We start from the raw sequence: 24,067 nt of genomic DNA, 5'->3' as shown, positions 1-24,067 counted from the left end.
TCACGGACCGGTCGAGGAGTCCTCAGTGGACTCCGACTCCTGCGAGGGGGACGATTCCTCCGACGACGCAGGCGGTTCCTCGGACGACCCGGTCTCGGGAACGACCGATTCGGTCGCGGGCGACCGGGGTTCGCTCGACTCGGGTGCCTCTGTCACCGGCGACCGCGACGTGTCCGGGTTCACGGACGAGGGCGGCGGGCTGTACGTCGGTGGCGGCGAGCCCGGCGCCTCGTAGGGCACGGGCACCGGCACCGGTGCGGGCACGAGCACCGGCACCCAGTCCCGGCCTCCGCCGCACCACCGCAGGTAGGTGCGCACGTCGTCGGAGTCGTAGAAGTTCCACCACCGGGGATCGTCGCAGTGGCGGGCCGCGGGCTCGCGGCTCACGAGCCCGCACCGGGCCTTGGTCTTCACGCTCATCCTCGCCGGGTCGATTCCGCAGTCACCGCGCGGATGTTCGACCTGACCCGGCGGCGGAGGCGGCGGGGCCGGGACCTCGACGTAGACGGTCCGCGGCTGCGCGGCGGTGCATCCGGCGAGCAGCGCGGCAGCGGCCAGACCTCCGAACAACGCCGATGCGTACATCTCGCACCCCCGGACTCGAACTCGGTGGAGGATTCACCGTCCGGGATCGACGTTACGTCCGGGCGCGGCGCCTGCCACGGGACCAAAGCCCCTGGCAATCCACCGGGAACTCGGAGCTCAATGACACGGGGAACCCCCGTCGTCGACCGACGGGGCCCGCGCTTCGAGGGGGATGCGGGCGGCTTCGCGACCTCACCCCGCATCTCCCTCGTCGAGCCGCCGCGCGCGGAAGGACTTCGTCATGCGCCGTCACCGGATCCGCCCCGCCGCAGCAGCACTCGGGCTGCTCGCCGCCCCGGCCCTGGCGGCATGCGTGACCTACCTGCCCGCAGCTCCCCCGCCGCAGCCGATCACCATCCCGGCTCCCGCCGCGCCCGCGGTGCCCTACCAGCTCCCGCCGTCGAACTCGGTCCACACCAGCGGTTGCGTGGCCTCCTACGAGACCGCGCAGTCCTCCGTGGACATCTGCGGATCCGCGGGGTCGCTCTACTACTACGGTTCCAGCGACTCCGGCTCGATCACGCTGCGCGCCTACCCCAGCGGGGACGGCTACGCGACGGAGAGCAACGACGGCCACGTCTACCACGTCGATCACACCGCGCTGACCATCACGCGCGACGGCACGACCCTCTCCTCCCAGCCCGTGATCGCCTCGTCCGGGGGCTGATGAGGCCCACCACCCGCTCGGTCCCAGATCACCGCACGCGTCACGGGCTGTGACCACCGGCGGCCGAACGGGTGCAATCCAGCGGAATCCGGACGCGCCGGACATCAGCGCTTAACTTCCACCGCGGTCGCTGCCAGATTGGTCCGCACACCGAGGCGCGCGGGCAGCGCTGCCCGGTCCGGCGATCGACCGACCGGACCAACGCCGCTGACGCCGTTCAGGGCAGGCGGTGCGATTCCTCCGCCCGCCACGGTTTAGGATCATCGGCCGCGAGGGGGCGCTGGTTTGAGCACAGCACAGGTCCACCGGAAGGCGCGACGCAGGCAGCATGCGCGCGGCAGGCACAACACGCGCCCGACCGCGACCAGGCCCTGGGTGGGACGTCCGCTGCCTGCCCGGCCCGGCACCTCCCCGATGCGCACGCCCCTGCCGATCACACCGGCGACAGCACCGCCCGAGCCTGAACCCAGCCGAGGAACCACCATGACCGCTCGCCACGCCGAAATGATCACGGCGTCCCTGTCGATCGCCACCTTCATCGCCGTCGGAGCGATGTGGATCGGGTACTTCTAGCGGCCGACCCTCGTCGAGTCGCGCACCACCAGCTCCGGCTGGAACACCAGTCGGCGGTGCCGGACCGGCCGCTCGCCCGAGGTCTCGTCGATGAGCAGTTCCGCCGCCGTGCGGCCGAGCTTCCGCGCGGGCTGGCGCACGGAGGTCAGCGGTACCGCAGCCGCTCCCGCGAACTCGATGTCGTCGTACCCGACGATCGCCATCTCGTCCGGCACCCGGACCCCCGCCGCCACCATCGCCTGCAGCAGGCCGAGCGCGAGCAGGTCGTTGGCGCAGAACACCGCGGTCGGCCGCGGGCTCATCCCCAGCAACCTCGCCCCTGCGTCACGACCCGAGGCAACGTCGAGCGCGGCGGATTCCAGCACCGACAGGCGAACGTCAGCGCCCTCCAGCGCCGACCGCGCACCCGACTCCCGGTCCCGGCACTGCGCGAGCAGCGACGGGCCGTTGACCATGGCGATCTCCCGGTGCCCGGTCTCCGCGAGGTGGCGAGCCGCCAGCGCTCCCCCGGCCACGTCGTCGACGGCGACCGAGCTGCCCTGCACCTCCGGCACGGTGCGGTCGACGAACACGCGGGGAATCCCGCTGCGGGCGAAGGCGTGCAGCCGCTCCCCGGTGGTGTCCACGGGCGAGAGCAGCACACCGCGCACCCGTTGCTCGGCGAGCATCGACAGGTAGGAGGACTCCAGTTCGACCCGCTGGCCGCTGTTGCAGGTGATCACGTTGAGACCGGCCTCGTGAGCGGCTTCCTCGGCTCCGCGGGCGAGATCGACGAAGAAGGGGTTGGCCAGGTCCAGCACCAGCAGCGCCATGATCCGGCTGCTGCCCGCGCGCAGTTGCCGTGCCGACTCGTCGCGGACGTAGCCGAGCTCGTCGATCGCCGACTGAACCCGCCGCCGGGTCTCGTCCGAGACGAGTTGCGGCCGGTTGACCACATTGGACACCGTGCCGATGGAAACCCCGGCCAACCGCGCGACGTCCTTGATTCCGACCATGCTCCGACCTCACTCACCGACTGCCGTGAGCCTACGGGCATCCCGATCGGGACGGCAGCCGCACTGTCCAGGCTCTGAGTCCGGAGCTGACGGGCCCGGCGCGAGGCCGGGCCCGTGGGCTCAGACCTGTCGCGGCATCTCCTTGACCTCGCGGCGCAGGATCTTGCCCGTCGGCCCCTTCGGCAGCTCGGGGACCAGCCAGATCTGCCGGGGGTACTTGTAGGCGGCGATGCGCTGCTTGACGAATTCGCGCAGCTCGTCCTCGGTCGCCTCCTGGCCCGGCTTGAGCGAGACGGCCGCCCCGATCTCCTCGCCGAGCGACGCGTCCTTGACGCCGATCACCGCGGCTTCGGCGACGGCGGGGTGCTCGTAGAGCACCTCCTCGACCTCGCGCGGGTACACGTTGTAGCCGCCGCGGATGATCAGGTCCTTCTTGCGGTCGACGATGAAGTAGAAGCCGTCGGAGTCCTTGGTGGCGATGTCGCCGCTGTGGAACCAGCCGTCCTTGATCGCCTCGGCGGTGGCCTCCGGGCGACCCCAGTAGCCCTTCATCACGTTCTCACCGCGGATCACGATCTCGCCCGGCTCGTCGAGGCCGACCTCGTTGCCGTCCATGTCGACGACCTTCATCTCGCACCCGCGCACCGGCAGCCCGATGGACCCGGACTTGCGCTCGTAGCCGGGCTGGTTGAAGGAGGCGACCGGCGAGGTCTCCGACAGGCCGTAGCCCTCCAGCACCAGGCACTCGAACTTCGCCTCGAACCCGCGCAGCACCTCCACCGGCATCGCCGAGCCGCCGGTGGCGCAGGTGCGCAGCGAGCTCATGTCAGCGCCATCGGCGTCGGGGTGGTTGAGCATCGCGGCGTACATCGTCGGGACGCCCTCGAAGATCGTGACCTTGTCGCGCGGCACGATCTGCAGCGCCTTGGCCGGGTCGAACCGCGGCAGCAGCGTCAGGCACGCGCCGACCTTCACCGAGGTGTTGAGCGCGCAGGTCAGGCCGAAGACGTGGAACAGCGGCAGGCAGCCCATCACCACGTCGTCGGGGGTGAGCTCGAAGAGCGTCTCCACCGCCATGGTCGCGTTGGAGGCGAGGTTGCGATGGGTCAGCTCGGCGCCCTTGGGCTTGCCGGTGGTGCCGGAGGTGTAGAGCAGCACGGCGGTGTCGGAATCGGCGCGCTCGACGAGTCCCGGGGCCGGCGTCCCGGACAGCTCCGTCGGCCCGGTGGCACCGACCACGACGCCGGGGATGCCCACCTCGGCGGCCGCGTTGGGCACCGCGTCGCCACCGCCGTCCCAGCCGTAGACCAGCGACATCTGGGAATCGCGCAGGTAGTACTCGACCTCGCGGTCCTTGAGCAGCGGGTTCATCGGCACCACGGTCGCGCCTGCCAGCAGCGCGCCGTAGAAGAGGATCGGGAAGGCGGGCACGTTGGGCAGCACCAGGCCGACCCGGTCGCCGGGTGAGATTCCGCGTTCCCTCAGGTCACCGGCCACGGCAGCGGCTGCGGCGTGGAGCTGGGAGTAGCTGAGCACGTACTCGTCAAGACGGACCGCGGGCCGGTCGCCGTGCCGCTCAGCGGACGCGACCAGGTTCGCTGCCAGGTTCGTCATGTTCCGTTCCCGTCGTCGTTGAGGTGGTTCGGAGTCGGCGAGATCATCGATCCCAGCCAAATCGTCCACGCTCCGCAGCCCGGAGGCAATCGTTCGGGTGCACATTTCGGTAACACGTAGTCGTCATACCTGCACCGATGCGCGACCGCACCACCGAAGCGCACCGGAAACGCCCGAACTCCGGTGTTCACTCGGGCGTCGTGCCCGACGGTCTGGGGTGGGGAAGTTTTCATGAAAACCTCCCCACGAACCGGTCAGAGGAGTTCGGCCGCGAGTTCGGCGATGCTCCCCGCCTTGAGGTCGAACTCGTCGTCCTCCGCCGCATCCGATCCCTCGACGCCTTCGCGAACGATGAGCGCGGCGGACATGCCCTGCTCGGCGGCGGCGCGCAGGTCCCACGGGTGGGACGCGACCATCAGCGCCTGATCGGGCTCGACGCGCATGAGCTCCAGGGCGCGGCGGTAGACCGACGGGTCGGGCTTGTACGCGCCGACCAGCTCCGAGGAGAGCGCCAGGGCCCAGCGCAGCCCGCCGCGGCGGGTGATCTCGGCCAGGGCGAGCACGGTGGTGTTGGACAGCGCGACGACGTTGAACCGGTCTGCCAGCGCGCCCACACCGGGAGCGGCGTCGGGCCAGGGCTTCGGGCGCATCCCCTCCGCGGCGAGCGAGGTCAGCGCTTCCTCGTCGAGCGAGAGGTCGGTGGCCTTGACCGCGTGATCCAGCGCCTCGCGGCTGAGCAGGTCCATCGGCCGGTACTCGCCTCCGCCAGCATCGGCCAGCAACTCGTCGGTCCTGGTCGCCCAGGCGGCCGCGAGCGCTTCGCACGTCTCCTCCGACTCACCTGCCCCCTGGAGCGCGGCCCGGGTCGCGGCGCGGAGCGCACCTCGTTCGTCGACGACCGTTCCCAGGACGTCGAAGATCAGCACGGACAAGCGGGAGACATCTAGCGACACCGGGCGATCATGCACGCTCGGGGAGCAAGATCGCAGCCCTTCGGCGGAACACGGTTCGATCTCACCTCAGCAGCCGGGCGGGCGAGCGGAGGTGACGACTCGTCCACTTCGCCGAGCGGCGTGCGCGCACCGCCGGCGTGCCGACCGCGTCGAACCCGTTGCCCAGCAGGCCGGGGTGGTGTCGGCCGATTCCTGTTCGGACCCCACGATCGTGGTAGTTTCGCCTGGCAGCACAGGAATTCACCGATTCGTGAGTGGAGCGTCCCGTGAGCACCGAACTGCCCGATTTCGACGCCGTCTACCGCGGTGAGTCGCCGTTGGGCGAAGAAGCACCCGTGCCGTGGAACATCGGCGTCCCGCAGCCGGTCATCTCCGACGTGATCGAGCGGGGTGACGTCGCAGGCCCGGTCCTGGACGCGGGATGCGGCGTCGGGGTGACGACCCGCGAGCTGGCAGCGCGCGGCTACGAGGTGCTGGGCGTGGACATGTCGGCCACGGCCATCGCGCAGGCCGAAGCGGCACGGGACGAGCGGCACGCTACGGCGACGTTCCAGCTCGGGGACATCACCCAGCTCTCGGGGCACGACGGGCGCTTCGGCACGATCATCGACAGCACCCTGTTCCACTCGATGCCGGTCGAGAGCCGGGCCGCCTATCTCTCCGCCATCGCTCGCGCCGCTCGCGAGGGTGCGCGGTTGTACATGCTGGTCTTCGACAAGGGCGCCTTCCCGGACGGCCTCGGCCCGCACGCCGTGGACGCCGAGGAGCTGCGCGCTGCCGTCGGTGAGCACTGGACCATCGACTCGATCGAGCCGAGCAGCATCGCCGGCCTGCTCCCGCCCGAGATCAGCGCTGCGCACCCGGTCGACGACGCAGGACGTTCCCGCGTTCCGGCGCACTTCCTCACCGCGCACCGCTGACCCGGTGCGGCGGTCGTGACGGCTTCGGGGCCCTCGCTCCCACGCCGGCTGGGCGTCGTCGACGCGACGTCCATCGGGCTCGGGTCGATGCTCGGCGCCGGGGTGTTCGCGGTGTTCGCCCCGGCCGCTGCCGCTGCCGGGAGCGGGCTGCTGATCGCCCTGGCGATCGCCGGGTTCATCGCCTTCTGCAACGCGTCGAGCTCCGCGCAGCTGGCCGCCGCCTACCCCGCCTCGGGCGGGACCTACCTGTACGGCCGCGAACGGCTCGGCCACTGGTGGGGCTTCGTCGCGGGGTGGGGCTTCGTCGCGGGCAAGACGGCCAGCTGCGCGGCGATGGCGCTCACCTTCGCCGCCTACGCCGCACCTGGTTTCGAGAAACCGGCTGCCGCACTGGCGGTCGCCGTCCTGGCCGCCGTGAACTGCCTCGGCATCACCCGCACCGCCACCGCGACCCGCGTCCTGCTAGTCGTGGTCCTGCTCGTGCTCGCGGGGTCATCCGCGCTGATCGTCCCGGCCGCGCAGCCCGGTGGGTCGCCGGACTGGATGCCGCATGGGCCGTTGGGCCTGCTGCAGGCGGCCGGCCTGCTGTTCTTCGCGTTCGCCGGGTACGCCCGCATCGCCACGCTCGGTGAGGAGGTACGCGACCCGGCGCGCACGATCCCGCGCGCGATCCTGCTCGCCCTGCCGGTAGCAGCGCTGACCTACGGGGTCGTGGGACTGGCGTTGCTCCTGGTGCTGGGCCCGCACGCGCTGGCCACCAGCACCGCGCCGATCTCCGATGCGCTCGCCGCCGCAGGGCGGGACGAGTTCTCCCCGGTGGTGCGCTTCGGCGCCGCTGCCGCCAGCCTCGGTGCGCTGCTCGCGCTGATCGCGGGAATCGGCCGCACCGGGCTGGCGATGGCTCGCGAGGGCGACCTGCCGCGTCGGCTGGCCGCCGTCCACCCTCGCTTCGGCGTCCCGCACCGCGCCGAGATCACCGTGGCGGTCGCGGTGATCGTGCTCGTGCTGACCACGGACCTGCGCGGGGCGATCGGCTTCTCCAGCTTCGGGGTGCTGGTCTACTACGCCATCGCCAACGCTGCCGCGTTCACCCAGCCACGCGCTGACCGTCGTTGGCCGAGAGCGCTCAACGTCACCGGGCTGGCCGGCTGCCTTCTGCTGGCCGCGACGTTGCCGTGGACCTCGGTGCTGGCCGGGCTCGCGGTGTTCGCCGTCGGTGTCGGCGCCCGCCTGCTCAGCAGGGCACTATCGGCTTGAGCTCGGCGTTCAACCTCCTTCGCAGGTCCCCGGCTTCCGGGGCGTCGAGCGACTCGTAGATGCGCACCGCCGTTTCCCAGTGCGCGGTCGCCGAATCTCGCTTTCCCGCCGCCTGCTCGATGTCGCCGAGCCCGGAGTGCGCCCGCGCTCGGACGTAGTGGCTCGATCCGCTGCTGGCCACCGCCAGGGCGTGGCGGTGGCAGCGGGTCGCCTCGTCGGCGGCGCCCATCGCCATGTGCGTTTCGGCCAGTGCCGTGAGCACCATCGCCTCCAGGGTGGCCGACCGCATCCTGCGGGCGAACACCAGCGCCGCCCGGTGGCTCTCCATCGCCCGGGGGTAGTCGCCGAAACCGCTCCGGATGGTTCCCAACCGGTGCAGGGTCATCCCCTCCAGGAACCGGAACCGGCTGCGGCGGGCGAGGACCAGCGCGCGCTCGGCGTGCTCGGCCGCCTCCGCGAAGCGATCGAGGTCCCGGTACACGCCGGACAGCGCGTAGGACGCGTCGGCTTCGCCTGGCCGGTATCCGTGCGCCGCCGCCACGCGCGACGCTTCCCGCAGGCATTCCAGCGATTCGGCGTGGCGCCCCCACCTGCGGTGCAGCCGGCCCAAGCAGATCAGCGGCCGCAGGCCCAGCAGCCGCAGCCCCGCCTGCTGGTAGAGCCCCGTCGAACGCCGGAGGTGCTCCAGCGCGAGCTCCGTGCGCCCGGTGAACACGCACAGCTCCCCCAGGCTCAGCAGCACCGTTGCGGTCGCCGCCGGCCCGCAGGCCCGCTGCAGCGCGCGCTCCAGGTGATCGCGCGCGGCCTCGAACTCGTTGCGCCGGAAGTGCGCGACGCCGAGACCGCGCAGCGCGACCCCTTCACCGGCGCGGTCGCCGGAACGCTCCGCGATCTCCAGCGCCCTGCCGTGGATGCGTTGCGCTTCGTCGACGTGCCAGCCGAAGTCGAGCGCGGTGTCCAGCGCGGTGGCGAAGTCGACCGCGTAGTGCCCGCATTCGCCGTCGACCGTCTCCGCGATGCGCACCATCGTCTCGAACTCCGAATCGAGCCAGCGGGCCGCGTCCTCGTGATCGCGCATCGGTGGCACGTCGAACGCGGGCTCCGCGGCGGAGAGGGCGTCCGGGGCGAGGAACCGGGAGGCCGTCGTCGCGGCTTGCAGGTAGTAGTCGTAGAGCCGCCGCAGCGATGCCCGCCGCTCGGCGCCGTTCTCGCTGACCCGGGACAACTCGGCCGCGTAGGTGCCCAGCAGGTCGTGCAACCGGACCCGCTTGCCCGCGATCTCCTCGACGAGGTGCGCGCGTACCAGCCGGGTCAGACCGCGCCGGATCTCGCGGACGTCCACGCCGGCCAGCGCGGCCAGCGAGTAGGCGTCCATCTTCCTGCCGGGGTGCACCCCGAGCAGCCGGAACAGCTTCGCCTCGGTCGCCGAGAGGTTGCGGTAGGAGGCCGCGAAGATGGTCCGCACGCACGCTTGCGGGTCACCGCTGTCGAGCAGGTCCAGCCGCGCCTGCGCGCAGCCGAACTCGTCGATGGTGTGCCGCAACCCCCGGTCGCGGTGCCTGCGCACCCGCTCGGCGGCGATCCGCAGCGCAAGCGGCAGTCGCGCGCAGCACTCGATGAGCTCGCCGACCGCGTCCTCATCGGTGGCCAGATCGCCCAGCAGCTCCTTGAGCAGCAGCCGCGCCTCGTCTTCGGTCATGCGGTCGAGCTCCACCGGACGCGCGCCGTGCCCGACGACCAGGCCGTCGAGCTGGTGACGGGTGGTGATCACGACCGCGCAGTCGGCGTTGCCGGGCAGCAGCGGGCGGACCTGCTCGGCGCTGACCGCGTTGTCGAGCACCAGCAGCACGCGCTTGCCGTCGAGCAGGCTGCGCAGCCTGGCCGCCCGCTCGGCCAGGTCCAGCGGCACGTCCTTGCCGTCCACTCCCAACGCGCGGAGCCACCCGGCGAGGACATCACCGGGCTCAGCGGGTGTGCCGGTCCCGAACCCGCGGAGGTCGGCGTGGAGCTGACCGTCCGGGAAGCGGGACTTGACCCGGTGCGCCCAGCGCAGCGCCACCGCGGTCTTGCCCGCTCCGGCGGTGCCTGCCACGACCGCGATCGGGATCGCGCCGGGCTGACCGGTGAGGATCGCGTCCATTTCGGACAGAGCGACTTCCCGTCCGATGAAATCCGGTGCGCTGTGCGGGAGTTGCGCCGGGAACCGGGTGGTTCCGGCGAGCTCGACGACTTCGCCCGCGCGGATCTGCCCGTGCAGGGCGCGCAGGTCCGGGCCCGGGTCCAGTCCGAGCTCGTCGTTGAGGACCTCGCACGCGTGCTGGTACGCCGAGAGCGCCTCCGCCTGCCGCCCCGCGTGGTAGAGCGCCAGCATCAGCAATCCGTGCAACCGCTCGCGCAGCGGGTTGCGGTGCACGAGGTCGAGCAGCTCGCCGGCCACGGCCTCGTACCTCCCCGCGCGCAATTCCCCCGCGTAGAGCTCCTCGACCGCCAGCAAGCGCTGCTCGGTGAGCCGTTCGACCACGGCGTCGACGTCGGGCAGGTCCACCTCCTGGTACGGCCTACCCCGCCACATCCCCAGCGCTCGTCGCAGCAGCCGGACCGCGCTGCTCGGGTCCGGCTCGCCGGCCGCCTCCTCGAGCAGCGTCTCGAACTCGGCGGCGTCCAGCTCACCTTTCTCAACCCTGAAGCGGTACCCGGCCGGCCCGTAGCTCAGGCGATCGGGGTCGTCGAGCTCCCGCCGCAGCCTGTGGACGTGGACCTGCAACCGGCTCGCGCCCTGCTCGACCGCCTCACCCCACATCGCCTCCAACAGCACGCTGACCGGTACCGGCTGGTTGGCGTGGGCCAGCAGCACCGCCAGGAGCGTGCGCCGCAGCGCGCCGGTCACCGGCGACGGTCTGTCCCCGTCGAACATCCGGACCGGTCCAAGAACTTCGAACCGCATCTCTCTTCCCCCAGAGAATCCACAAAGATCACTGATGCCGCGATCTGGCGAACCGTCGCCGCTGCCCCGAAAAGCGACGAGAGAACCACGCGCGCAGCGGCCGCGCACAGCGGCCTACCGGACGAGACGCACTCAAACGTGTGACATCAAGCGTCTGTTCGATGCGCGCGGCTGGTGCCGGAGCACAGCACGAACACAGGGCCCTGCGCTTCTGCTCGACGACGGCAGATGCCGACGAGCGGAGCGCCGAATTCCAGAAAGCACGGATCGCACGGGCCTCGATGATCGAGGGAGGCACTGCGCGGTCCGGCTTCGTCGACCGGCGTGGGATCAGCTACCGGCACCTGCCCCCAGGCAGGCGGCTCGGGCAGCGGTTCCTACGCGCGCGACCAGAAAGAACGATGATCCATCGCTACACCCCCCAGGTGTTCGCGTAGCTGTCTTTCCCCCAGTGCCAGGTGGTTGGACCACCGGCGCTGCTCCCGATGATGAACGCTCCCCCGAACAGCGCACAAGCTCTTAGCCCGAGCAAATTTTCGCCATTTGCAGCGAGTGGCGTCCTGACCTGGCGAAACTCAGCGCAGAACAGGACATTTCGATGCCGGGCGGACACGCCGTGCGCGTGTCGGGCTCACCGGTTCGGACCACTTACGAACAAGAGATCGGTGGTGAGGCGGCCCCCTCGCCCGCCTCACCACCGCGCGTCCGAGCCTACGGCGGCCGGCCACTGGTTGCGAGATCAAGCATCGCCGATCGGATGGCGTGTGTTCGCCCACTTGCGATCTGCCCGCACCACCCCGCTGGACTAATGTCACGGCCATGAACCGCTCGCCATCCACACCCGCAGAAGCATTCGCGACGCTGATGGAGGGCAACCAGCGTTTCATCGACAGCTCGCGTCTGCACCCGCACCAGGACGCCGACCACCGCTCCTCCCTGGCCAACGGTCAGACGCCGTTCGCGGTGTTGTTCGGCTGCTCGGACTCGCGACTGGCAGCGGAGATCATCTTCGATCGCGGCCTCGGGGACCTGTTCGTGGTGCGCACGGCCGGTCAAGCGACCGGCTCGGAAGTTCTGGGCAGCATCGAGTACGGCGTCTCCGTGCTGGGTACCCCACTGGTGGTGGTGCTCGGTCACGACTCCTGCGGTGCGGTCGTGGCGGCCCGGCAGGCCGTCCTCGAGGGCTCCAACCCGCCCGGGTACCTGCGCGACATCGTCGAGCGCGTGACGCCGAGCGTGCTGGCCGCCAACGCCGCGGGCGAGAACGACGTCGACGATATCGTCGACGTCCACATCCAGCGCACCACCGAATTGCTCCTCGAACGTTCCTCCGTGCTGGCCGACGAGGTCGCCGCGGGCCGCTGCGCGATCGCGGGCCTGTCCTACCGGTTGGCCGACGGCACGGCCCGGCTGGTCTCCAGCCACGGCCCTCTGCAGCACACCGCCGCCTGAGCTCCTCAGGCCACTGTGGATCGTCCGGGCGCCCGAACCCTCCGCGGTCGTTCTCGGCACGCCGACCTCCGCGCCAGGAGTTAGCCTGCGAAGGCACGCTTGGCGAAAGGAAACGGCCGCGTGAGCTTCCAGCCGCGTCGAGTGCTACTGCTCAGCGCCACCATCGGTGAGGGCCACAACGCGACCGCCCGCGCTGTCGAGGAGGCCGCGCGCGAGGTCTGGCCCGGGTGCGAGGTGGTGTGGCTGGACGCGCTCCGCATCATGGGCCGCTGGGTTCCCCGGACGTTCAACTGGATCTACGTCACCAACGTCGAAACCACGCCGTGGCTGTACGACTTCTTCTACGACGCGCTGTGGCGCTACCGCTGGTTCGCCAACGCCTGCAGGCGCTTCGTCGGCGCGTGGTGCGGCCCGCTGCTCCGCCGCGCGATCCGCCAGGTGGATCCGGACCTCGTCGTCTCCACCTATCCGCTCGGGACCGCCGGACTGGACTGGATGCGCAGGCACGGCGACCTCGACGTGCCCGTGGCGGCGATCGTGTCGGACTTCGCCCCGCACCCGTTCTGGGTGTACCCGGAAGCCGACCTGCACCACGTGATGAGCGAGGCGAGCCTGCGCGCGATGCGGCGCGCCGAGCCCGACGCCGTCGGCGCGGTGTCCGTGCCTCCGGTCCGGCGCGACTTCGCACCCCGTGACCGCACCATCGCCCGCTCCGAATTCGGGGTGCCTGCCTCTGGTTTCACCGCCCTGATCTCGTGCGGGGCGATGAGCTTCGGCTCGGTGGAGCGGGCCGTTTACGCAGCGCTGCGCGTCGACGGGCTCGAACGGGTGCTGGTGGTCTGCGGGCGCAACGAGGACCTGCGGGAACGACTGCTGGCCAGGGGTGAGCCTCGACTGGAACCGCTGGGCTGGGTGGAGGACATGCCCGGGCTGATGGCCTGCGCGGACGTGGTGATCACCAACGCCGGTGGAGCCACCGCGCTGGAGGCGCTGGCGTGCGGGCGGGCGGTCCTGATGTTCGAGCCGATCGCCGGCCACGGCAGGGCCAACGCCGAGCTGATGGCGGATGCGGGGCTGGCCGAGCTCTGCCCGCGCGAGGCGCAGCTGATCGCGACGCTGCGCCGTTGGATCACCGATCCGCAGGAGCTGCGAGACCGCGAGGAGCGGGCGCTCAAGCACAGCCGGTCGGCCGAGTTCACCGACCAGATCGCAGCGCTGGCCGGACTTCGACGCCACAGCGGTCCGCGGCGGCTGCGCGCCCAGGACGCCTTCTTCGTCTATGCCACCACACCTGAGGTGCCTCAGCAGACGGGCGCGATCCTGTCGCTGGAGCCGTCGCTGGATTCAGCACGGGCGTGGTGCCAACACCTCTCGCACCGCATCGAGCGGCACGCACCTGCTCTGCCCGTGCTCACGCGCACTCTGGTGACCCGCACCGGCCGTCGTCCGATGTGGACCGATGCGGGCGCCGTCGACCCGGCCGGACATCTCGACTGCCGGCCGCTGCGTTCCGCTGAGGACGCCGGGACCATCACGAGCGAGTTCTTCTCGACTCCGGTGCCCACCGACCGGCCTCCGTGGCAGCTGCGGCTGCTGCACGACCCGGGGACCGGGCGGGCGACCGTGCTGGCGAAGATGCACCACTCCCTCGGCGACGGACTGGCCGTCACCAACGCGCTGGTGGGGCTGCTCTGCGACGGCCACAACCCGGCCTCCGCCCCCGGCTCGGGCGGGCGGTCCTGGCGGCAACGCGCCCCCGAGGTCCTGCGCGGGCTCGTCGGCCTGGCGACCTCCGCGAGAACGTCCAACCGCACCTGGACCGGCCGCAGCTCGCCGGCGCGCAACTTCGGCCACCTGGCGCTGCCCGCCGTCCGGGTTCGGGCCCGCGCCCGCGATCACGGCGTGACCAGCAGCGCCCTGCTGATCGGGTTGGTGGCCGAGGCGCTGCACCGCGCCACGGGCGAACAGCGCGCAGATGCCCGGTTCCGGGTGATGGTGCCGCGCACCGCGCGCACCGGGCGCAACGGCGCCGGGACCGCCGCACCCGGCAACCACACCCACACCCTCTCGGTGGACCTGCCGATCGGGCCGATGCCGCTGGTGTGGCGGATCCGGGCGGTCGCCGACGCGCTCACCGAACCCGACCACAGCGGTCAGCCCGAGGCAGCCGGGGCCGTGCTGGCCGGATTGGGCCTGCTCCCGGCGCCGCTGCACGCCTGGGTCGTGCGCCGCATCTACGGGCACCGGTTCTTCAACGCGGTCGTCTCGGTGATGCCGGGACGACGCCGCCCGGCGCACGTCAACGGCACCCGCCTGAGCCGGGTGCTGCCGGTGCTCTCGCTGGCCGATGGAGTGGGCGTGGCCATCGGCGCGATCGGCTGGGGAGAGGAGTTCAGCTTCGGCATCACCACCGATCCCGCGCTCGCGCCCGCCGCCGCAGAGCTCGCCGATCACCTGCGGGACGCGTTCGACGAGCTCCAGGAGCGAGGATGAGTTCCGGGACTGTGCTGCCCGTGGCCGTGCCCGCCGCGGTGATCGGCGCTGCGAGCTTCGGGCTGGCCAGCGCGATCCAGCACCGCGTCACCAAGCAGGTCCCGCGAGTCGCCACCTTCAGCCCCAGGATGCTCTGGGACCTGGTGCGCAAACCGATCTGGGTGCTGAGCATCGGCACCGTCATCATCGGCCTGTCGCTGCAGGTGGTGGCGCTGGCGTTCGGCCCGCTGGTGCTCGTCCAACCGCTGCTGGTGACCTCTGTGCTCTTCGGCGCGGGGTTCGCGGCGTGGCTGGCGGGCAGGAGGATGGACCTGGTGCTGGCGCTCGGCGCCCTGTCGTGCGCGGGCGGGCTGGCGGCGTTCCTGCTGCTGGCCCAGCCCTCCGGTCAGGGCAGCGAGTTCACCGGGGATCCCGTGGTTCCCCTGGCGCTGGGGATGGCGCTGCTGGTGGTCCTCTCGCTGCTGGCCGCCCGGTGGCTGCCGGGCGAGTTCGGCGTGGTGGGTCTGGCCGTGGCCACCGGGGTGTTCTACGGCGTCACGGCCGGGCTGATGCGGGTGGTCGCCGGCCAGTTCCGCGCGGGCGGAATCGTGGAGCCGTTCGGCCACTGGACCCTGTACGCGGTGTGCGTGATCGGGCCGATGGGCTTCCTGCTCAGCCAGCAGACCTTCCAGCGCGGGCGGTTGATGTCCCCGTCGCTGGCGGTGATCACGACGGTGGATCCGCTGGTCTCGGCGGCGATCGGCGTGAGCTGGCTGGGTGAGCGCATCGTGTCCTCCCCCGCGATCCTCGCCGGGGAGGTGTTGGCCGCCGCGCTCATCATCGGCGGCATCGCCGTGCTCGCCCAGCGCAGCGAGCAGATCGGCCGCGAGCTCACCGAGCGGGAGGGAACCGAGTCGTGGGGGTGAGCTCCGCCCTCGTCACCGGTGCGTCCTCGGGGATCGGCGCGGCCATCGCGATCCGGCTCGCCGCCGACGGCTGCCGGGTGGTGCTGGCGGGCCGCGACCGGGCGCGCCTGGACGCGCTGGCCGAGCGCACCGGCGGCTCCGCCGTCTCCGCTGACCTGACCACCGCAGAAGGCCTGCATCGGGTGGCTGAGGCCGGACGCGGGGTCGACCTGCTGGTGCACAGCGCGGGCGTCGGCTGGGCCGGCGAGTTCCGCGAGATGCGCCCGGAGCGCGTCGCCGAGCTGGTCGCGCTGAACCTCACCGCCCCGATCCTCCTGACCCGCGCGGTGCTGCCGCCCCGGGCCGCGTTCGTGGCCTCGGTGGCCGTGGTCGGCGTGCGCGACGAGGAGGTCTACTCCGCCACCAAGGCGGGGCTGCGCGCGTTCGCCGCGAGCCTGGCCCACAGCGGCATCGCAACGACCGCCGTGTTCCCGGGCGCGGTGCGCACGCCGTTCTTCCGCGACCGCGACTACCGCCGCCGCTTCCCCCGCATGGTCGAGCCGGAGCAGGTGGCCGACGCCCTGGTCGACGCCGTGCTGCGCGGCCGCTCGGAGGTCTTCGTCCCGCGCTGGCTCACCGTCGCCGACCGCGTGCACGGCGCCCTGCCCGCGGTGTTCCACCGGCTGGCGGGCAGGTTCGGCTGACCACCCGGGTTCAGCTGCGCACCGCTCGCAGGGATTCGCGCAGCGAGCCCATCGTCGCCAGCACCGAGGTCGGCTCGTAGCCGCAGTGCGCCATGCAGTTCGCGCAGCGAGGGTCGTTCCCGCGCCCGTAGGCGTCCCAGTCGGTGTCCTCCAGCAGTTCCTCGTAGGAACTCGCGTACCCGTCGCTCATCAGGTAGCAGGGCCGCTGCCAACCGTAGAGCGAGTAGGAGGGGATGGCCCACGCGGTGCAGGCGAAGTCGACCTCGCCTTCGAGGAAATCCAGGAACAGCGGCGAGTGGTTGAACCGCCACCTCTTGCGCCGCCCATCGGCGAAGACCTTCTTGAACAGCTCGCGCGTCTCGGCGACCCCGAGGAAGTGCTCCTGGTCCGGCGCCTTGTCGTAGGCGTAGGCCGGGGACAGCATCATCTGGTCGACCTTCAGGTCGTTGTTGAGGTAGTCGAGCACCTCGATGACCGACTGCGGTGTGTCGGTGGTGAAGAACGTCGAGTTCGTGGTGATCCGGAACCCCCGCCGCTGCGCGTCCTCGACGTTGTCGACCGCTTGGGCGAAGACGCCCTTCTTGCAGACCGAGGCGTCGTGGCGCTCCTCCAGCCCGTCGATGTGCACCGCGAAGGAGAAGTAGGGCGACGGCTCGAACTTCTCGATCTTGCGCGGCATCAGCAGCGCGTTGGTGCACAGGTAGACGAACTTCTTGCGCTTGACCAGCTCCTTGACCAGCACCTCGATCTCGGGGTGCATCAGCGGTTCGCCACCGGCGATGGACACCACCGGAGCGCCGCACTCCTCGACCGCCGCCAGCGCCTGCTCGACCGGCATCCGCTGCTTGAGCACGCTCGCCGGGTGCTGGATCTTGCCGCACCCGGCGCAGGCGAGGTTGCAGGCGAAAAGCGGCTCCAGCTCCAGGGTGAGCGCGAACTTCTCGCGCCGGGCGAGCTTCTGCTTCATCAGGTACGCACCGACGCGAACCGCCTGGCGCACTGGAATGCCCATGATTACAACGCCTCCTCACAGGTCGTGCGAACTTCCGGCGGGATGTGACGGCCCCACCGCCGCAGGCAGGAACCCACGGCGTGCAGCCGCGCGAGTCCCGACAGGGCTCGGCGGGCGGTGCCCGGCCGCAGCAGCGGCTGCTGCTGGGTGTCGACCACGACGCGCACGACCGCCAGCGGTCGGTGCCCGGCGGCCTGGGCGAGCACGGCCGATTCCATGTCCACGGCCAGCGCACCGGTCGCGGCGAGCTCGGCCCGGCGCTGGCCTCGCACCAGCGCCTCGGTGGTCACCACGGGCCCGCGGCGCACCGGGAACCCGCTGCGCGCGAGCTCGGCGGCCAGCGACCCGGCCGCGTCGCAGCGCAGCACCTCGTGGCGGCCGCGCACCTCGTCGGCGACGATCACGTCCCCGCTGCGCACCTCCGGGGCCAGGCCGCCCGCCAGTCCGGCGACCACGAGCACGTCGAAGTCGGCGGCCAGCAGCCGGACCGCGCTCTCAGCGCTGCGGCGCGGCCCGTAACCCGTGCGGCGCACCGTCACCGAATCGGCGCCGAGACCGGTGGTGCGCAGCGATTCCTGGGCGCAGGAGGCTCCCCCGGCAGCGGAACGCAGCGCACTGGCCTCCAGTCGCATCGGCGCGCAGATCAGCATCCTCGTCGACATGTCACTCCCCGTCCCGCAGGTAGCGCCCGAGCGCCGTCAGCGGGAAGATCACCCGGTACAGGTGGTAGTTGATGTAGAAGTCCCCCGGGAACCCGGTCCCGGTGAACTCCGGTTCGTCCCAGCCACCGTCGGCGCGCTGGCTGCGGGCCAGGTAGCCGATTCCGCGGCGCACCGCGTCGGTGTCGTGCCTCCCCATCGCCAGCAGCGCCATGAGCGCCCACCCGGTCTGGGAAGCGGTCGAGGTCCCGCGCCCGATCCACTGCGGATCGTCGTAGGAGCGCAGGTCTTCGCCCCAACCTCCGTCGTCGTGCTGGTGGTTCTCCAGCCAGCGCACGGCATCTCGCAACGCCCGGTGCTGGCGATCCACTCCGGACGCGACCAGCGCGGGAACCGCGGCACCGGTGCCGTAGACGCGGTTGGCACCCCACCGCCCGAACCACGACCCGTCGCGCTCCTGGTTGGCCAGCAACCACTTCACCCCGCCGCGCAGCACCGCGTCGTCCTCGCCGAGGACCGCCAGCGCCTCCACCACGTGCGCGGTCACGTCCGCCGACGGCGGGTCGATCACCTCGCCGAAGTCGCAGAACGGCAGCTTGGTCACGAGTTGCCGCGTGTTGTCGGCGTCGAAGGCGGCCCAGCCACCGTCGGAGGAGCGCATGCCGCGCAGCCAGCGCACACCGCGCGCGATGGCGGCCCGCACGGCGTCGGGATCGGTGTGCTCGACCCGGTTGAGAGCGAGCAGCACCTCGGCGGTGTCGTCGATGTCGGGGTAGCCGTCGTTGTCGAACTCGAACGCCCATCCTCCGCCCGCGGGCAGGGACGGGCGCTTGACCGCCCAGTCGCCCTTGACGCGGATCTCCTCGGCGAGCAGGAAGTCGGTCGCGCGCCGCAGCGCCGGGTGGTCGGCGGGGACGCCCGCGTCCCGCAGCGCCTGCATACCCAGCACCGTGTCCCACACCGGCGACTGGCATGCCTCCAGCCTGCGGACCGTTCCGGCGTCGGTCTGCTCGCGGATCAGGAACCGCTCCAGCCCGGCGAGTCCCTGGGCGATCACCGGGTGGTCCAGGGAGTAGCCGAGCAGGTGCAGCGCGAGGATCGAGTACACCCACGGCGGCTGGATCCCGCCCCACGACCCGTCGGCCTCCTGGCGGGCGACGATCCACTCCGCTGCGCGCAGCATCGCGTGCCTGCGCAGCGATCTCACCGGTCTCCGGTGGTAGCGGTGCAGGACCCGGTCGAGGGTGTGGAAGCCGTAGGCCCAGGACCACTCGCGGCTCGGCCGCACCGCCGGGCGCCCGGTGCGCAACTCGCGCACGTCGGTGCCCAGGTCGCGTTGCGGGCGCAACGTGCAGACCACCGTCAGCGGCACCACGGTCTGGCGAGCCCAGCACGCCCAGTCGGAGACGTTGAGCGGGCACCACGCCGGCAGCAGCACGACTTCCGGGGGCATCGCGGGCAGGTCGTCCCAGGACCACTCGCCGAACATGGCCAGCCAGATCCGGGTGAACACCCGGGTCTCCTCCAGGCCGCCGCGGGCCAGGATCCACTCGCGCGCCTGGCGCATGTGCTCGGACTCGACGTCGTCACCTGCGAGCTTGAGCGCGGTGTAGGCCTCGACGGTCGTCGACAGGTCACCGGGGCCGCCGTGGAAGGTCGCCCACGTCCCGTCCTCGCGCTGCTGCGAACGGATCCACCGCGCCGCCTGCGCGGTCTCGGTGGCGGTCCGGATGCCGAGGAACTGCCGCAGCAGCAGGTCTTCTACGTCCATGGTCACGTTGGTGGCCAGCTCGCCCTTCCACCATCCCTCGGGGTGCTGCAACGACAGCAGGTGGTCGCGGGCGGCCGACGCCGCCGTGCGGGCGTCGGCTCGCGCCGATCCCTGGGTGGGGATCTGCGCGGCGGTGGCGGCCGGAGCGGTGGACTTCTGCAGCTGTTCGGTCAAAGCTTCCTCCGTACGATGAATTCGGCGAGCTCTCCCAGTGCCGCGGTGTCCCCCAGTGATCCGGACTCGAGCTGCGCCTCCGCGAGCTCGAGCCGACGTCGGCACTCCCGGCGCGTCCAGTCCTCGGAACCGGCGCGGCGCACCATCTCCGCGGCTTCGTGCAACTGCTCCTCGGTGAGCTGATCGGGCTGCTCGTAGAGCTCCCACAACCGCTCCCCGGCTGCGGTCCCGGAGGTCAGCGCGTGCACCACCGGAACCGACTTCTTGCGCGTGCGCAGATCGGACAGCACCGGCTTGCCGGTGACGTCCGGGTCCCCCCACAGGCCCAGCAGGTCGTCGACCAGCTGGAAGGCCATGCCCAGCTCGGTGCCGTAGGCGTGCAGGGCGCGGACGTTCTCGCGCGAGGCACCCGCGCTCAACGGCCCGAGCGAGCAGGCGCAGGCCAGCAGCGCCGCGGTCTTGTCGTGCGCCATCGACAGGCACTCGGTTAGCTCGACGTCGTCGCGGTTCTCGAAGTCGAGGTCGGCGGCCTGTCCGGCGATGAGCACGCGGGTGGTCGTCAGCAGCGAGCGCACGGCCGCCGCGGTGTTGGGCGCCGACGACTCCAGCAGCACCTCGGGAGCCACGGCCAGCAGCGCGTCACCGGCCAGGATCGCCGCCGGGGAGCCGAAGACCGTCCAGGCGGTGGGCCGGTGCCTGCGAGAGGTGTCCCCGTCCATCACGTCGTCGTGCAGCAGCGAGAAGTTGTGCACCAGCTCGACCGCGGCCGCGGCGGGAACGCCGCTTTCCGCCGAACCGCAGGCGATCTCGGTGGCGGCGAGCACCACGGCCGGGCGGACGGCCTTGCCCCCGGCGTCGGTCGGCGACCCGGCCGGGTCGACCCAGCCGAAGTGGTACTCGCTGACCCTGCGGGTGTCGGGGTCGAGTCGCGCCACCGCTGAGCGCAACGTCGGCTCCACCAGTTCCCGCGCGGTGCGCAGCGCCGGGGGCAGCAGTGTCGTCATGCCGTCACCTCCACGCTCGCCCGCGATCGCTGCTGGGCGTCGACCACCTCGGCGGCTCGGGCACCGCTGCGAACCGCGCCTTCGGTGGTGTCCGGCCAGCCGGTGGCGGTCCAGGCCCCGGCGAGCACGAGTCCCGGCACGCTGGTTCCCGCCGCAGGACGGTGGATCGCGGAGCCCGGTGCCTGCCGGAAGGTGGCGTGGGGTTCGCGGGTGACGAAGAAGTCCAGCAGCCGGGCGCGAGCGACCGCCGGGAACAACTCGCGCAGCGCGGGCAGGAAGATCTCGCGCAGCTCCTCGGTGCGCATCCCGAGCTCCCGCTGCGCGGCCGACTGCGACAGCGCGAGGTACTGCCCGCGGCGCGCACCGGAGATCCGGGTGCGGTCGAACACCCACTGCACGGGCGAGTCGAGCACGGCGGCCATCTCGACGTCGGTGACCGCGCGGTCGAAGTGCGCGTGCACGTTGACGATCGGCGAGGCCGACAACCGGGACCAGTCCACCGCGCCGCGCACCGGCAGGTCGGCGACGAGTCCCGCTGCCGCCGGGTGCGGTGTGGCGATCACGACCGAGTCCGCGGTGAGCACCGCATCACCGGCCGGCTCCTCCACCGGGACCTGGAACCCCTCCGGTGCGCGGCGGATCGCTCGCGCCTTGCACCGGACCCGGACGTCGACGCCCGCGGCTTCCAGGGCGCGCTGCCCGGCGGCCCCGTGCAGTTCGGACAGCGGCTGCTGCGGGATCCCGATGTCGCAGGACTCGGTGTCGTCGAGCACTCCGGTCCGGAAGACCTTGGCGGCCAAGGCCATCGACGCGTGGTCGGGTTCGGCGTTGAGCGCCGCGACCGCCAGCAGACCCCACAGCGCGTCGACCGCGCGCGGGCTCTCGCGCCGGGCCCGCAGCCACTGCCCGAGGCTCTGCTGGTCCAGGTCGGGATCGTCCGGGTCGAGTCCGCGCAGCGCGAGCGCCGTGCGGGTGACTCGTATCCGCTGCGCCCAGCTCAGCCGCCGGTACTGCAGCAGCGCGGGCGCCAGGTGCGCGGGCGCGGGCAGGTTCCAGCGGGTCAGCGTCGCGGGTGCGGCGCCGGGACTGAGGACCGGCACGCGGAAGGGTCGCAGGACCACGCCGTCGGCCACCCCGAACCTGCGCAGCAGGTCGAGGTAGGCCGTGTAGCAGCGCAGCAGCACGTGCTGGCCGGTGTCGACCAGCAGGTCGCCGCGCGCGAACGAGTAGGTGGCGCCGCCGAGCCTGGGCCGCGCCTCCAGCAGCTGGACCGCGTACCCGCGTTCGCGGCAGTCCAGCGCAGCGGTCATGCCGGCGAGCCCGCCGCCGACGACCACCACGCGCCCGCGGTTCACGGCGTCATCCCGGCCAGCGAACGGGCCGCGACCCCGGCCTTGCGCCACCCCGACAGCGAGGTGCGCTGGTGCATCGCGGCGTTGGGGTTGCCGGCGATGCGCACGAGGAGCTCGTGGTAGATCCCGGCCATCGACGCGCAGCAGGCGCGCGAGCGCCGGTCCAGCATGGGCAGCAGCCGGAACCCCTCGACGTACCAGCGCTCGGCGCGCGCGGCCTGGAAGCGCACGAGCCGGTTCCAGCGCGCGGTGTCCTCGACGAACCCGCTGCCCGGTTCCAGTCGCACCCCGAAGTGCGCGAGGTCGGACGCCGGCAGGTAGACGCGCCCGTCGAGCTGGTCCTCGCGGACGTCGCGCAGGATGTTGGTCAGCTGCAAGGCGACTCCGAGCGCATCGGCCCGCCCGGTGGCGGTGGTCGGGTCGTCGGTGCCGAACACGCCCAGCGACAGCCTCCCGATGGAACCGGCCACGCAGCGGCAGTAGTGCAGCAGGTCTTCGAAGCTCGTGTAGCTCGTGCCGCGCACGTCGGCTTCGCAGCCGTCGATGAGTTCGTCGAAGGCCGCCATCGGCAACGACATCCGGCTCGCGGCGTCGGCCAGCGCGACCAGGACCGGGTCAGCGGAGCCGGTGGAGGCCTGGTGCACGGCTTCGCGGCACTGCTTGAGCTCGCGCAGCTTCTCCTCCCGCGGCAGCTCGCCGTCGCCCACGTCGTCCACCCGGCGGGCGAAGGCGTAGACCGCGGAGAGCGCGCCGCGCTTGGCCGAGGGCAGCAGCCGGATCCCGTAGGAGAAGTTGCGGGCCTGCTCGCGGGTGATCCGCTCGCACTCCTGGTAGGCGTCCCGGATCGCGGTCGGTGAGCTCACCGAGTCCCTCCCATCGCGTGCAGCCGCGCCCATTCGACGAAGGTGCGCGCCTTGCTCGGACTGACCTGCGAGGCCAGCGGATCGTGTCCAGCCGCCTCGAACGCGGCGACGGTGGCGAGCCCGCCCGCGACGTAGCCGGCGACGGCCACCCGGGCCGTTCCCGACAGGGCTCCGACCAGCACGCTGCCATCGCGCAGCATCCGGCGCGCCCGGGAGACCTCGAAGCGCACGAGCCCGCGCAGCGCCGTCGAGGCGCGCGGGGAGACGAGGTCCTGTTCCTCGCAGCCGTAGCGGGCGAGGTCCTCGGCGGGGACGTAGATCCGTCCGGCCCGGTGGTCCTCGGCGAGGTCCTGCATGTGCTCCAGGATCTGCAGCGCGGTGCAGATCTTGTCCGACAGCGCGATCAGCCCTTCTTCCGCGCGGCCGAAGACGTGCAGCACCGACTCCCCCACCGGGTTCGCCGAGAGCGCGCAGTGCTCCAGCAGCTCGCCGAAGTCGGCGCAGCGCTTGACGTGCTGGTCCCGCCGGTTGGCCTCGATCAGCTTGACCAACGTGGACATCGGGATCGCGCACTCGGTGACCGTGGCGTGCAGCGCCTGCATCGTGGGGATGCGCGCGGTGCCCAGGTAGGTGCGTGCCAGGTCGTGCTCGAGGAAGTCCAGCAGTGCCTCGCGGTTGCCGGGCGCTTCGTCACCGGCGTAGTCGACGAGCCGGAAGTAGCCGTAGAGCGCGTGCAGGTGCTCGCGAACACCGCCGGGCAGGACGCGGGATGCCACCGGGAAGTTCTCCGAACGCATTCGTGCCAGCAGGGCCGCGGTGCGCGGGAGCTCGCCCGAGCGCGCCGATCCCTGCGGGTGTTCGGGATCCTCTCCGGACAGCGTCTCGTCCGGCAACGACAAGACCATCGGTCCCTCCTCCTATTCACCGGCCAGGAGGCGCAATCGGCATCGTATGAGCGCCCCTGCGGCACCGCAGGACGAACGAGGAACCACATGAATCACGGTGATTCGCGCCGGTGTTCGACCACACGCCTTCTCCCCGGTTCCATATTGGACACCGGGGCCGCGCGGCCCGCGCAGACCCGCCCGCAGGTGGCCGGATCGAGTGGCCGATCCTGACCACTTTGGACTAGTCGACTACCGACTGCGACGGCGAACGGGTACGCGGCAGCGCCCGGAGTCACCGGGTCGG

19 protein-coding genes are annotated in these 24,067 nt (G+C 71.8%); 7 read left to right on the top strand and 12 right to left on the bottom strand.

The genetic code is table 11. The annotated features are described in order from the left end of the window. Entirely contained in the window at positions 1 to 585 is a 585-nt protein-coding gene (locus ACYVF3_RS24450) for a hypothetical protein (RefSeq protein WP_461156594.1), read from the bottom strand. A 241-nt stretch (positions 586 to 826) separates the two neighbouring features. Here ACYVF3_RS24450 and ACYVF3_RS24445 point away from each other — a divergent pair, with 241 nt between their 5' ends. Beyond that, entirely contained in the window at positions 827 to 1,252 is a 426-nt protein-coding gene (locus tag ACYVF3_RS24445; RefSeq protein ID WP_461156593.1) for a hypothetical protein, read from the top strand. Positions 1,253 to 1,821: 569 nt separating this feature from the next. Here the strand turns inward: ACYVF3_RS24445 and ACYVF3_RS24440 are convergent. The 3 genes from ACYVF3_RS24440 to ACYVF3_RS24430 form a co-directional block, all read right to left on the bottom strand. Then, positions 1,822 to 2,820: a LacI family DNA-binding transcriptional regulator gene (locus ACYVF3_RS24440; RefSeq protein ID WP_461156592.1), complete on the bottom strand. Its 999-nt coding sequence runs from the start codon at positions 2,818 to 2,820 to the stop codon at positions 1,822 to 1,824. A 120-nt stretch (positions 2,821 to 2,940) separates the two neighbouring features. Further along, the gene (locus ACYVF3_RS24435) at positions 2,941 to 4,434 is read right to left on the bottom strand and encodes a long-chain-fatty-acid--CoA ligase (protein WP_461156591.1); all 1,494 of its coding nucleotides are present in this window, start codon (positions 4,432 to 4,434) and stop codon (positions 2,941 to 2,943) included. Between the two features lie 254 nt (positions 4,435 to 4,688). After that, positions 4,689 to 5,387 carry a haloacid dehalogenase type II gene (locus tag ACYVF3_RS24430; RefSeq protein WP_461156590.1) on the bottom strand — a complete coding sequence of 233 codons (699 nt, stop codon included), beginning with the start codon at positions 5,385 to 5,387 and terminating at the stop codon, positions 4,689 to 4,691. A gap of 266 nt (positions 5,388 to 5,653) precedes the next feature. On the opposite strand from ACYVF3_RS24430, the gene ACYVF3_RS24425 reads away from it, so the two are divergent. After that, complete coding sequence (locus ACYVF3_RS24425) at positions 5,654 to 6,307, top strand: class I SAM-dependent methyltransferase (protein WP_461156589.1); 654 nt, start codon at positions 5,654 to 5,656, stop codon at positions 6,305 to 6,307. Between the two features lie 15 nt (positions 6,308 to 6,322). Further along, positions 6,323 to 7,564, top strand: coding sequence for an APC family permease (locus tag ACYVF3_RS24420; RefSeq protein ID WP_461156588.1), 1,242 nt, complete (start codon positions 6,323 to 6,325; stop codon positions 7,562 to 7,564). Here ACYVF3_RS24420 and ACYVF3_RS24415 read toward each other — a convergent pair. After that, positions 7,542 to 10,508 carry an AfsR/SARP family transcriptional regulator gene (locus tag ACYVF3_RS24415; protein WP_461156587.1) on the bottom strand — a complete coding sequence of 989 codons (2,967 nt, stop codon included), beginning with the start codon at positions 10,506 to 10,508 and terminating at the stop codon, positions 7,542 to 7,544. The two genes, ACYVF3_RS24420 and ACYVF3_RS24415, sit on opposite strands and share 23 nt — an antisense overlap. Positions 10,509 to 11,327: 819 nt before the next feature. Between ACYVF3_RS24415 and ACYVF3_RS24410 the strand changes: the two genes are divergently transcribed. From ACYVF3_RS24410 to ACYVF3_RS24395, 4 genes are all read left to right on the top strand, one after another. Next, complete coding sequence (locus tag ACYVF3_RS24410; protein ID WP_461156586.1) at positions 11,328 to 11,960, top strand: carbonic anhydrase; 633 nt, start codon at positions 11,328 to 11,330, stop codon at positions 11,958 to 11,960. Between the two features lie 120 nt (positions 11,961 to 12,080). After that, on the top strand, positions 12,081 to 14,453 hold the full coding sequence (locus ACYVF3_RS24405; protein ID WP_461156585.1) for a wax ester/triacylglycerol synthase domain-containing protein: 2,373 nt from the start codon (positions 12,081 to 12,083) through the stop codon (positions 14,451 to 14,453). Continuing rightward, entirely contained in the window at positions 14,450 to 15,358 is a 909-nt protein-coding gene (locus tag ACYVF3_RS24400) for a DMT family transporter (RefSeq protein WP_461156584.1), read from the top strand. The genes ACYVF3_RS24405 and ACYVF3_RS24400 overlap by 4 nt, the downstream gene beginning before the upstream one ends. Continuing rightward, positions 15,355 to 16,041: an SDR family NAD(P)-dependent oxidoreductase gene (locus tag ACYVF3_RS24395; RefSeq protein ID WP_461156583.1), complete on the top strand. Its 687-nt coding sequence runs from the start codon at positions 15,355 to 15,357 to the stop codon at positions 16,039 to 16,041. Before ACYVF3_RS24400 ends, ACYVF3_RS24395 begins: the two co-directional genes overlap by 4 nt. Positions 16,042 to 16,051: 10 nt before the next feature. Here ACYVF3_RS24395 and hpnH read toward each other — a convergent pair whose 3' ends face one another. Genes hpnH through hpnC form a run of 7 tightly spaced genes read right to left on the bottom strand, consistent with a single transcriptional unit; the run spans position 16,052 to position 23,781 of the window. Beyond that, positions 16,052 to 17,053 carry an adenosyl-hopene transferase HpnH gene (hpnH, locus tag ACYVF3_RS24390; RefSeq protein WP_461156582.1) on the bottom strand — a complete coding sequence of 334 codons (1,002 nt, stop codon included), beginning with the start codon at positions 17,051 to 17,053 and terminating at the stop codon, positions 16,052 to 16,054. 2 nt (positions 17,054 to 17,055) lie between these two features. Next, positions 17,056 to 17,715: a phosphorylase family protein gene (locus ACYVF3_RS24385; protein ID WP_461156581.1), complete on the bottom strand. Its 660-nt coding sequence runs from the start codon at positions 17,713 to 17,715 to the stop codon at positions 17,056 to 17,058. Position 17,716: 1 nt separating this feature from the next. Continuing rightward, positions 17,717 to 19,657 (bottom strand): squalene--hopene cyclase, encoded by a 1,941-nt coding sequence (gene shc, locus ACYVF3_RS24380; protein WP_461156580.1) that lies wholly within the window; start codon positions 19,655 to 19,657, stop codon positions 17,717 to 17,719. Then, the gene (locus tag ACYVF3_RS24375) at positions 19,654 to 20,661 is read right to left on the bottom strand and encodes a polyprenyl synthetase family protein (RefSeq protein ID WP_461156579.1); all 1,008 of its coding nucleotides are present in this window, start codon (positions 20,659 to 20,661) and stop codon (positions 19,654 to 19,656) included. Before ACYVF3_RS24375 ends, shc begins: the two co-directional genes overlap by 4 nt. Further along, a complete protein-coding gene (hpnE, locus tag ACYVF3_RS24370; RefSeq protein WP_461156578.1) occupies positions 20,658 to 22,016 on the bottom strand; it encodes a hydroxysqualene dehydroxylase HpnE in 1,359 nt (452 codons plus the stop codon). Before hpnE ends, ACYVF3_RS24375 begins: the two co-directional genes overlap by 4 nt. Then, the gene (gene hpnD, locus ACYVF3_RS24365; RefSeq protein ID WP_461156577.1) at positions 22,013 to 22,909 is read right to left on the bottom strand and encodes a presqualene diphosphate synthase HpnD; all 897 of its coding nucleotides are present in this window, start codon (positions 22,907 to 22,909) and stop codon (positions 22,013 to 22,015) included. Before hpnD ends, hpnE begins: the two co-directional genes overlap by 4 nt. Further along, positions 22,873 to 23,781, bottom strand: coding sequence for a squalene synthase HpnC (gene hpnC, locus ACYVF3_RS24360; protein WP_461156576.1), 909 nt, complete (start codon positions 23,779 to 23,781; stop codon positions 22,873 to 22,875). The genes hpnD and hpnC overlap by 37 nt, the downstream gene beginning before the upstream one ends. Between the last annotated feature and the right edge of the window lie 286 nt (positions 23,782 to 24,067).

This window comes from Saccharopolyspora tripterygii, assembly GCF_054778355.1.
The sequence above is the reverse complement of the archived record's forward strand: the minus strand, read 5'-3'. Positions and strand labels throughout refer to the sequence as shown.